The organism is Pseudolactococcus raffinolactis NBRC 100932, from assembly GCF_001591765.1.
Classification (GTDB): domain Bacteria; phylum Bacillota; class Bacilli; order Lactobacillales; family Streptococcaceae; genus Pseudolactococcus; species Pseudolactococcus raffinolactis.
This window is the reverse complement of the sequence record NZ_BCVN01000050.1, coordinates 1-9,793: the sequence shown is the minus strand read 5'-3', so window position 1 is coordinate 9,793 and position 9,793 is coordinate 1. Positions and strand designations below refer to the sequence as shown.

Annotated in this window: 11 protein-coding genes; 10 read left to right on the top strand and 1 reads right to left on the bottom strand. The window is 39.8% G+C overall.

Going from position 1 to position 9,793, the window contains the following annotated elements:
• Window positions 1–112 precede the first annotated feature (112 nt).
• The 8 genes from LRA01S_RS09795 (at window position 113) to LRA01S_RS09760 (ending at window position 5,414) form a co-directional block, all read left to right on the top strand.
• On the top strand, window positions 113–457 hold the full coding sequence (locus LRA01S_RS09795; protein WP_239519154.1) for a putative quinol monooxygenase: 345 nt from the start codon (window positions 113–115) through the stop codon (window positions 455–457).
• Window positions 458–534: 77 nt separating this feature from the next.
• Entirely contained in the window at window positions 535–1,209 is a 675-nt protein-coding gene (gene liaF / locus LRA01S_RS09790; protein WP_061775445.1) for a cell wall-active antibiotics response protein LiaF, read from the top strand.
• A gap of 6 nt (window positions 1,210–1,215) precedes the next feature.
• Window positions 1,216–2,160 carry a sensor histidine kinase gene (locus LRA01S_RS09785; protein WP_061775444.1) on the top strand — a complete coding sequence of 315 codons (945 nt, stop codon included), beginning with the start codon at window positions 1,216–1,218 and terminating at the stop codon, window positions 2,158–2,160.
• Window positions 2,161–2,173: 13 nt separating this feature from the next.
• The gene (locus tag LRA01S_RS09780; protein WP_061775443.1) at window positions 2,174–2,803 is read left to right on the top strand and encodes a response regulator; all 630 of its coding nucleotides are present in this window, start codon (window positions 2,174–2,176) and stop codon (window positions 2,801–2,803) included.
• An 18-nt stretch (window positions 2,804–2,821) separates the two neighbouring features.
• Window positions 2,822–3,622: a Cof-type HAD-IIB family hydrolase gene (locus LRA01S_RS11340; protein WP_061775442.1), complete on the top strand. Its 801-nt coding sequence runs from the start codon at window positions 2,822–2,824 to the stop codon at window positions 3,620–3,622.
• A 90-nt stretch (window positions 3,623–3,712) separates the two neighbouring features.
• Window positions 3,713–4,303: a peptidylprolyl isomerase gene (locus tag LRA01S_RS11335; RefSeq protein WP_061775446.1), complete on the top strand. Its 591-nt coding sequence runs from the start codon at window positions 3,713–3,715 to the stop codon at window positions 4,301–4,303.
• A 4-nt stretch (window positions 4,304–4,307) separates the two neighbouring features.
• Window positions 4,308–4,700, top strand: a complete 393-nt coding sequence (locus LRA01S_RS09765) for a CvfD/Ygs/GSP13 family RNA-binding post-transcriptional regulator (protein ID WP_061775441.1) — start codon at window positions 4,308–4,310, stop codon at window positions 4,698–4,700.
• Between the two features lie 105 nt (window positions 4,701–4,805).
• A complete protein-coding gene (locus LRA01S_RS09760) occupies window positions 4,806–5,414 on the top strand; it encodes a TVP38/TMEM64 family protein (protein WP_061775440.1) in 609 nt (202 codons plus the stop codon).
• Window positions 5,415–5,422: 8 nt separating this feature from the next.
• On the opposite strand, the gene LRA01S_RS09755 is transcribed toward LRA01S_RS09760, so the two are convergent.
• Window positions 5,423–8,002 carry a YfhO family protein gene (locus tag LRA01S_RS09755; protein WP_061775439.1) on the bottom strand — a complete coding sequence of 860 codons (2,580 nt, stop codon included), beginning with the start codon at window positions 8,000–8,002 and terminating at the stop codon, window positions 5,423–5,425.
• Window positions 8,003–8,106: 104 nt separating this feature from the next.
• Between LRA01S_RS09755 and LRA01S_RS09750 the strand changes: the two genes are divergently transcribed.
• Together LRA01S_RS09750 and LRA01S_RS09745 are read left to right on the top strand one after the other, a co-directional pair.
• Window positions 8,107–8,349 (top strand): hypothetical protein, encoded by a 243-nt coding sequence (locus LRA01S_RS09750; RefSeq protein ID WP_061775438.1) that lies wholly within the window; start codon window positions 8,107–8,109, stop codon window positions 8,347–8,349.
• A 198-nt stretch (window positions 8,350–8,547) separates the two neighbouring features.
• Entirely contained in the window at window positions 8,548–9,639 is a 1,092-nt protein-coding gene (locus tag LRA01S_RS09745; RefSeq protein WP_061775437.1) for a DUF871 domain-containing protein, read from the top strand.
• The last annotated feature ends 154 nt before the right edge of the window (window positions 9,640–9,793 follow it).

Below are 9,793 nucleotides of genomic sequence, written 5' to 3'. Positions count from 1 at the left end.
TCTCTCAGCCTTACTTGATATTAAATCCTGTTTGTGTTCTTGATGACACAAACAGGATTTTTTTGAATTTGAGAGTTAAATATTTTTACAAATGACAAGTGATGAGATATAATTGACTGATCAACTATTGACTAATCAAACAATTAAGGCGGCAGAAAAAAAGGGGATAACCATGAAAATCGTCAATGCTAAATTTACCATTAAGCCAGAAAAAAGAGAAAACTTTCTAGAAGATATTTTAAACTTAATCAAAGCCAGCCAAACTGATGCCGGATGTCTTGCTTACGATTTATTCGAATCACATACTGAACCCAACGTTTTTATGATGATTGAAAAATGGTCAGATGCGCAAGCACTTGACAACCATAATAAGAACCAAACACTTTTAACATTTGCAACAAAAGTGCCAGAGTATATTTCGCAAAAACCAGAAATTATTGTTATGGATCATGATTAAACGAGATCTGCTTAGCATTAAAAAGAAATCAGTCTAATGGCTGATTTTTTTAACCCTTAAAATGGTAAAATGGAAGTATGAATAAATTTAAGCTTTTCATTATCATAGAAATTGTATTGCTCGTTCTCTTGGGAATCTCCTTAGTTAGAAATCCTATCTTTCTAGTTGTTCTTGCGATTGGTCTGTTTTTGGGCTATCTCTCAAATCATGTCAATTCGGGGACGGCGCAAAAAGTCCTGCAACAAATCGCCATCGGTTTTGGTGTTGTTGCCTTGATTATGTTTGTGGCTAATGGCTATACTTGGCTGGCCTTGCTCTTTCCTGTGATTGCGGCGATTCTCTTTTGGAAATCATCTAGCACAACTTATACCTCTGTTAATGACCCAAGATTTCACAAATCAGAGGACACGGGATTTGAACGCCGTGCCATTTTTGATAACCAGTCTGAAAATGCTGTCTCTCGCTTGTCTGGCAATGATGTTATCGACTTGGGTTGCACGACTTTTCAACCGACGGGTAATGATTTGACCATTAAAAAAGCATCTGGGAATACGAAAATTATCGTACCTGAAGATGTGGCGGTCATGCTAGATGTGACGGCTCTTTCAGGCGTTGTCAAAATTTACGATGATATTACCAAGGTCAATACAGAACACGTCAGATATATGACGGAAGAGTTTGGCACATCGGATAAACGCATCCGAATCACTGTACATGTCGGTCGTGGTAATGTAGAAGTAGTCAAAGGATAGACAGAGATGATCTTAAAACGCAATATTGTCGCGAGTTTCATCACTTGGTTTCTTATCACTTTGGGTGCTACCATAGCCTTGCTCAGTCTGCTCAACATCAACTTATTTGATGTCAAAACGACCTGGCTGACCTTGACTGTCTCGGCAGTTTTAACGCTCGTCTACGCCGTCTTCTTTTTGATGCAATATGGCGAGGAGAAGTCACGCTTGACGCATGATATTGATAAAATCCTAAGTAATGAAAACCCAGAACTCGAGAGTCTACAGCCCCTTTCTAAAAGGATGCAGGAGATGTCTCTGGAGTTGCAAAATCTCTCTGTCACCCAAAATATAGAGCAGGCGGCGATTGTTGAGGCTGAACGCATTCGGATTTCACGAGAACTGCATGATTCAGTTAGTCAGGAATTATTTGCGGCGACCATGATCTTATCTTCTGTGGTCGATAACCCGAATTTGACGTCGAAACAAATCACCAGTCAGGCGACTTTGACCTTGAAAATTTTGCATGAGGCACAAGATGAGATGCGGGCTTTGTTACTGCATTTGCGACCATCAGAGTTAGCAGATAAGACCTTGACTGAAGGTCTGAATGCGCTAATAGATGAACTTCAAGCCAAAATATCTGCGAAAATATCAGCTAATATTGCTGAAATCAAGGCTGATAAAAATATCGAAAACAACATTTTCCGAATGACGCAAGAATTGCTGTCGAATACGCTACGCCATGCCAAAGCGCAAAATATCCATATTTCTTTTAGTCAAACGGCAGGGATGTTGGTGCTTGTGGTCAAGGATGATGGTGTTGGGTTTGATCCGACAGTAGGTAAGACGGCTAGTCAAGGTTTGAAAAATATCAGGGAGCGGACACTTTCTTTGGGTGGGACTGTTGAGTTGAACTCTGCGCCCGGAGCTGGAACAGTCGTTAAAATTGTAATCCCAAAGGTTAAATAAGTTAGGAATGAAGATGGAAAAAATAACAGTCATGCTCGTAGACGACCATCAAATGGTGCGTCTGGGACTTTCAAGCTATCTCAATATGCAGGACGATTTGTCAGTCGTGGCAGAAGCCGTTAATGGTTTAGATGGCGTTCAAAAAGCTAAACAACATCGGCCGGACGTGATTTTAATGGACTTAGTCATGGATGAGATGGATGGTATAGAGGCCTCAAAAGCCATTCTACTTGAAAATCCTGAAGCTAAGATTTTAATCTTGACCAGCTTTTTGGATGATGAAAAGATCTTTCCAGCCCTTGAAGCGGGTGTCAAAGGTTATATCTTGAAAACGTCTCAGGCTCATGAAATTGCCGCTTCTGTTCGCAAGATTGCGGAAGGTCAAGATGTCATTTCGGAAAGTGTTCGGGCTAAAATCTATGAAAAGAAAAACGCCCAACCAGAACTACATGAAGATTTAACGGCACGTGAAGCAGAAGTTCTAAAAGAAATCGCTAAGGGCTTGTCCAATCAAGAAATTGCGGATGAGCTTTATATTTCACTGAAAACCGTTAAAACACATGTATCAAATATCCTGTCTAAGTTACAAGTAGAAGATCGCACACAAGCTGCGATTTATGCCATTAAGCACAAAATTGCTTGAAAATGATATAATAGGGACATGGAAAAATTATTAAACAAAGCGAAAGATATCAAAATTATTTTTTTTGATATTGATGATACGCTACGCGTGAAAGATACTGGTTTTATGCCAGCATCTCTAACTCATATTTTTGAGATGCTACATCAAAAAGGTATTTTAACAGGTATTGCAACTGGAAGAAATCTTTGTGGTGTGGTACCAGAAATCAAAGCATTGCATCCTGATTTCTTTGTCACGGCAAATGGTGCTTATGTGATAGATAAGTCGGATCAAGTAATTTATAAACAGTCACTTCCCCAAAAAGTGGTTTTAGATATCGTAGAATGGTTGACGTCATCTTCGGCTGAGTATGTTGTTTACGGTGCCGATCAGGTTGTTGCCTCTGCTTGGTCTGATACGATGCAATCAGCTATTGAGCCGATATATGGTCAATTACCAATTGATCCAGATTATCATTTGACACATGATATTTACCAAATGGTAACCATGTCAGAGCATGATGATCAGCTTATCTTGCCCGAAAAACTGTCTGAAAGTGTTCGAATGGTGCGTTGGCATGAGCACTCATCTGACATTGTGCCATTGAACGGCAGTAAGGCAGTAGGCGTTTCACAAGTACTAGACCAATTAGGTTTAAGTGTCGAAAACGTGATGAATTTTGGAGACGGCTTAAACGATGTCGAACTTTTCGATCTTGGTGGTCTATCCGTTGCCATGAAAGTTTCCCATCCTAAAATTTTGGAAATGGCGGACTACATTACAGACACCGTTGAAAACGATGGTATAGAAAAGGCTTTGAAAGCACTTAACATTCTATAACAATATAAAACACTTTGAGCGTACATCAGTTCGCGAAAGACACCGCCTGGCCCGAACGCCAGCACAGAAAGAGGAAAAAATAATATGACAATCACTTACCCACAAACAGATCTAGCAAACTATACTGGCACAGTCGCTACAATTCATACTAACCTTGGAGATTTAACTGTTAAATTATTTGATGATGTTGCACCTAAAACAGTTAAAAATTTCGTTGAATTGGCAGAAAAAGGCTATTATAATGGTGTGATTTTCCACCGTATCATACGTGATTTCATGATCCAAGGTGGCGACCCAACAGGGACAGGCATGGGTGGTGAATCAATCTATGGTGAAAAATTTGAAGATGAATTTTCTGAAAATGTCTTCAACATCCGTGGAGCACTTTCAATGGCTAATGCTGGTCCTAATACAAATGGTAGCCAATTTTTCATCGTTCAAAATGAAAACCTTCCTTACGATAAATCTGCCCTTGTTAAAGGTGGCTGGCCAGAAGAAATTGCTGAAATCTACACAGCTGGTGGTACACCGCATTTAGATGGTCGTCACACTGTTTTCGGTCAATTAGCTAACGCTGAAAGTTTTGAAACGCTTGACCGCATTGCAAAAGAACCAACAGGTTCTCAAGATAAACCAGAAAATGATGTTGAAATCATCAGCATCGATTTAGAGAAAAAATAAGACCATGACTGATAAACCTATTAAAATTGGGGATATTATTAAGGCTGAAATTACTGGTTTACAAAAATACGGTGCCTTTGTCAAATTTGGCAAACATCGTGGCTTGATTCATATCTCAGAAATCAAATCAGGGTATGTTGCGGATATTCACGATGTGATTGAGGTTGGACAAACTTGTCAGGCGCAGGTGATTGACGTTGATGAGTTCAATGGTAAAATTTCACTCAGTTTGAGGACGTTAGAAAAACATCCACAAACGCATCATGTTCAGCGGAGATTTCACTTTAATAATCCAGCCAATAAAATTGGCTTTCAACCTTTTAAAGAGCAATTAACTGATTGGACCAAAGAACAAATGATTTATCTAAAAGGTCGTAAGGAAGATGTTACAGTTTAATCATTTGATGTTTTGACAGACAACACAAATTATTTAGAGTACTTGGCGATCAATCGCAGTCTAAAGGCTTTCTAATCAGGTAAATAGGGATAGGAAAAATAGGATATGAACGAAAAGGTTTTAAAAATCGTCCAGAAAATTTTTAATGTAATCTCAATTCTTGGGATTATTGCTTGTTTGATTGGCGGTTACTACCTTTATCGTATCGATATTTTACGTGATCCTCAGGCGCTATCAGAACTTGTCATGGCGCATTATATTCTGGGTCCCTTCATTTTCATTGGTCTACAAATTATCCAAGTTGTAATCCCAATCATTCCAGGTGGGATTACGACAGCAGCAGGCGTGATGATCTTTGGCCCTTATGTCGGCTTTCTCTATAACTATGTCGGCATTGTCATCGGATCAATCATCCTCTTTCACATGGGGCGTGTCTATGGTTCTGTTCTGGCTAAAACCTTTATCAAGGAAAAACATTATAATAAGTACATGAGTTGGGTCGATAAAGGTCAAAAGAAGTACGATATTCTATTTTTTATCGCAATTCTTCTACCTGTCGCACCTGACGATGCCTTAGTATTAATTTCTAGTCAAACCAAAATGACCTGGAAATACTTCTTATTTACGATATTCGTCGCAAAACCCCTACCGATATACCTTTACTCCTATCTCCTTATTCACGGGAGTGGCTTTCTCGCCAATCTCCTCACCTAAAAAACACATCAGCCAAGTTTGCCTTGACGGATGTGTTTTTTGCTGTAACGATCATAGTAAATGAAACTAATCAAAGCTAGGGCAAAGCAAAGACTACCAAGTTTGAGCCCTTGTGGGATGAAGGTGAGCTTGACCGTATGCGTTCCTTTTGAAATAGGCACCGTCATGAAACCAGTTTGAGCTTGTTTGATTTTGACAGATTTACCATCTACCTTAGCAGCCCATCCTTTGTCGTAAGGTAGTGTCAGAAACAAATCGCCGTTGGTATTGGCAGAGACGGTAGCTTCTAGCCCATTTTTAATGGCTTTGGCAGTGACTTGATTAGACTTAAGTTTATGAATCGTCGCCGTATAAGTGCTATCTAGCATGGTCCAGAATTCTGTTGTGTCAAAATTAACATATCGATTTTCTGGAAAAGTTAAAGTAATGGCGACTTGTGTTGCTTGTTCAAAATAACCTAAGTTGATGAAAGCCCCGGTATCGTTGGTATTGATAAAGGTGGTGCGACCATTGATGCTGACTTTGACGTACTCGGCTTCGGTATTTTGATAGGTGACATCAGAAAGTTTGAGATAGGCTTGCCCACCGGCAGGTGCTGTCACAGTATAGGAAAGTGTGATATCATCACTACCTTTTTGAGTCAGCGTTACTCGACCTTTGCCGCCCGTGATAGTACCAGTTGTCGTTTCTTTATCGATGTAAAACTGTTCGAAAAATGTTGTATCTGTTCCAGATAGTTGGTTGACAAACTTGGTTTGATTGGCCAAGATATTTTTCTCTGTTAATTTGACATCTTTGTAGCCATTTTCGACAAAAATGGCAGGCGGTAAGACGTAGGAGTTTTGTGTCAGATTAGGGAGGGCAGGATTGGACGGAATAAAGCCATATTTATCAGGTTGTGTCGTATTGAGGTTATATCGGATATTGAAAACTGAATCCATAAGTAAGGTATTAAGTGGATAGCGAAGATTAAGATTAGTGCCAGTTGATTGAAAACCAAGGAGATTAAGTGTGGCTGAGGATTTACGATTTCTCACAGAGGAGAACTGACCCAGTGATTTGTAACCATATTTCATACCATCATTGGCAGTGTCAGGCTTAGTCTCATCCATGCGATAAAAATCGGTATCTTTCGCAATTGCTTTAGCTGCTGGCTGAATTTTCTTAGTGTGGTCATCATAGGAAGTCCGTGAGGCGTAGTGCCATTCTTCAGAGATACCGTTGAGTTGATAATAGCCGTTGATACCTAATTCGAAAATCATGAAAATGGCAATAAAAATGGGGAAGGCGTTTGGTAGAAGCCATTTTTTGCGATTAGCGATAATGATAATCAAATATGCTAAGGCAAATAGTAGGGTTAAGGAGAGATTAAGACCTTTGATATAAGCATAATGTCGACTGACTGCTGTCGCTACAAAGCCTGCTGACAAGGCAAAGACAGTTAATCCAAGCCAATGGAGACGGATTTCTGACAGTCGTGTCAATGTTTCAGCTGCCATGAGAATGATTAATAGGCTAAAGACAAAGCTATAGCGGTGGAGGAACATGTTGGGTGTGTGCATCCCTTGCCAGAAGAGGTCCAGCGGGCGCAGGTAGAAGGAGGCGATGATAAAGCTGAGGAGGGCGAGGTAGGAAAATTTTGTACGTAGGCGGATGGATTTGGTAACAAAGAAGAGGGTTGCGAGAAGTAGCGGGAGTAGGCCAATATAGATCGTGGGTACAGCGCCGTACTGGGTGGTGTCATAGCTTGCGACGAAGTTTTTGGCGAAAACGTCGAAGTACCAGGATTTTTCTGTAAAGAGTTCGGTGATTTTGGTAAAGCTTTCGCCGTTGGCTTTCAAATCGAGATACATGGGTAGAATCATGATGAGGCTGGTGCAGCCTGCTAGGAGCGATGTGATAGCAAAATCTAGCGTTTTACGCCAAGACCAGCCGTCAAAGCTGAGTCTGACTAAGAAATAGCCGATGAGAAAGAGTGCCATCATAAAGCCAAAATAGTAATTTTGGATGAAAAGTAGGGTTAAGCTTACGTAATAAAGTCGGCGTTTGCCTTGCGCCATCATGCTGTGGAGGCCACAGATGATGAGGGGGAGCCAGATAAAGACGTCGAGCCACATGATGATTTCGGATTGATTGACAATGAAACTCATGAGGGCATAGGCACTGGATAAGCTGATGATGAGCCAATTTGACAGGACACGGTACATATTTTTGAAAGCGACAAAGCCAGATAGTCCGATCAAACCAAATTTAAGTAGGGTTAGCAGATAAAGGCCGTCAGGCATATTTGAAGCGTTAAAAAAATAAGTCAGTGGCATGAGCAGGCTGCCTAAATAATAGGATGAAAAACTAAGGAAGTTCAGCCCCAAACCACTGGTGAAGGTGTAAAAGAAGCCTGAGCCATGATGTAAAATATCTGAAAAGAGCGCGTGAAAAGCGACGTACTGGTGGTAGGCATCACCGGCTAAAACTGTCTTATCGCTCCCCCAATAAATGCCAATTAAGGCAAAGTTCAAGAGCATGATTAGGAGCGGAATGAAGAAGCTGCAAATAAGCGCAATTTTATTTTTTTTGATAAAAGCTAACATAAGTTTATTGTATCATCTTTTAGAAAAATATAGGGTGGCAGGTTATAAGAAAAGTGATAAGCAATCTTGTCATTTGTCACAAATTTTGATAGAATTAAGCTAATATGAGAAATTCAAAACCAACTCAAAATCAACCCGTTAGTAAGGCCGCTGTTGCTGGTCTTATTTTGGCGATTATTCCAATCACAGCCCTTCCAGGACTGATTTTTAGCTTGACTGCTTTTGAACATATTGATGCCCATGACTTGAAAGGTCATCAATTTGCCAAACTCGGGACGATTATTTCAATCCTCTGGATGATTATTTTTATCATCACTGGATTTTTCCTCTTCAAATATTTTGGTTAAGGCAGGCAACAATAAAAAGGCAACACATTAATATTAGCCATGCGGCTAAAATAATATTTTTTTATTCTAAAAATTGGCATAGACCAATTTTTTTGTTATAATGACACTATAAAACGTTTTCATAAGATGTGGGAACGTCTTATCTACACCTTATTACAATATTTAAACAAGGCGCAAAGCGCCAAATGGAGGAAACACATGGGAAAACTTGGCATTTCTATTTATCCAGAACGCAGTACATTTGAAAAGGATAAAGCTTATCTGGATTTAGCGCATCAATATGGTTTTAAACGCGTCTTTACAAGCCTACTTGAAATCAATGGTGATAAGGATGAAGTTCTTGCAGGTTTCAAGAAACCTGTTGATTATGCCAATTCACTTGGCATGGAAGTCATGGTAGATATCAATCCAGCGCTTTTTGAACAACTTGGTGTGTCATATGATGATCTTTCGTTCTTCAATGACATGGGGGCTGACGGTATCCGTCTAGACCTCGGTTTTACAGGTGCTGAAGAAGCTAAAATGACCCGTAATCCTTACGGCATCAAAGTTGAAATCAACATGAGCCAAGGGACAAATTATGTCGATAACATCATGAGCTACTCACCAAATCCTGAACTCTTGTTGGGAAGTCATAATTTCTATCCAATGCGTTACTCTGGTTTGGCACTGGATCACTTTATTTACTGCACCAAGAAATTTAACCAATATAACTTGAACACCATGGCATTTGTCAATTCACATGATGCAACATTTGGTCCATGGCCTTTCAGTGATGGTCTTGTCAGTCTTGAACGTCATCGTGATTTGGACATTGCGACACAAGTTAAGCATATGAAATTATTGGGTGGTATTAACGACATCACAATTGCCAATGCTTATGCGAGTGAAGCAGAAATCAAAGCCATGAGCGAGGCTTTCTTTGCGGCTGAACCTGCTTTGAAAATTGTCCCAAGTGCGTCAATCACAGACAATGAACGAATTGTTTTATTTGAAAGTGAACACAGCTACCGTGGCGATCGCAGTGAATATATCTTACGGTCAACAATGACACGTGTCTGGCATAAAGATAAAGAATTCCCAGCACACGATACAAGAGACATCAAGCGTGGTGATATCTTGATAGGCAATGTCGAATTTGGTCAATACAAAGGTGAAACACAAATCGCCCTTAAAGATATGCCAAACCAAGGTCAAATCAATGTCGTTGGTCGCATTTCTGATGATGAGTTGTTCTTACTTGACTACATTAAACCATGGAGCGGATTTACCTTTGAAGAAGTGAAATAAGTAAACATTGAAAAAGCTCTAGAAATTCATGTTTCTAGGGCTTTTTCTTTGCAAATAACATATATATAACATAGAAGATTTGATTAAGGGAATTAGCATGGAAGAAATAAAAATAAAATATCCAGTAGATACTGATGGCTATCTTCAATATTTA

What these genes read in the sequence shown, in the direction of transcription:
- liaF (WP_061775445.1), top strand. Translation starts at nt 535, where the DNA reads ATGAATAAATTTAAGCTTTTCATTATCATAGAAATTGTATTGCTCGTT.
- LRA01S_RS09785 (WP_061775444.1), top strand. Translation starts at nt 1,216, where the DNA reads ATGATCTTAAAACGCAATATTGTCGCGAGTTTCATCACTTGGTTTCTT.
- LRA01S_RS09780 (WP_061775443.1), top strand. Translation starts at nt 2,174, where the DNA reads ATGGAAAAAATAACAGTCATGCTCGTAGACGACCATCAAATGGTGCGT.
- LRA01S_RS11340 (WP_061775442.1), top strand. Translation starts at nt 2,822, where the DNA reads ATGGAAAAATTATTAAACAAAGCGAAAGATATCAAAATTATTTTTTTT.
- LRA01S_RS09765 (WP_061775441.1), top strand. Translation starts at nt 4,308, where the DNA reads ATGACTGATAAACCTATTAAAATTGGGGATATTATTAAGGCTGAAATT.
- LRA01S_RS09760 (WP_061775440.1), top strand. Translation starts at nt 4,806, where the DNA reads ATGAACGAAAAGGTTTTAAAAATCGTCCAGAAAATTTTTAATGTAATC.
- LRA01S_RS09755 (WP_061775439.1), bottom strand. Translation starts at nt 8,002, where the DNA reads ATGTTAGCTTTTATCAAAAAAAATAAAATTGCGCTTATTTGCAGCTTC.
- LRA01S_RS09750 (WP_061775438.1), top strand. Translation starts at nt 8,107, where the DNA reads ATGAGAAATTCAAAACCAACTCAAAATCAACCCGTTAGTAAGGCCGCT.
- LRA01S_RS09745 (WP_061775437.1), top strand. Translation starts at nt 8,548, where the DNA reads ATGGGAAAACTTGGCATTTCTATTTATCCAGAACGCAGTACATTTGAA.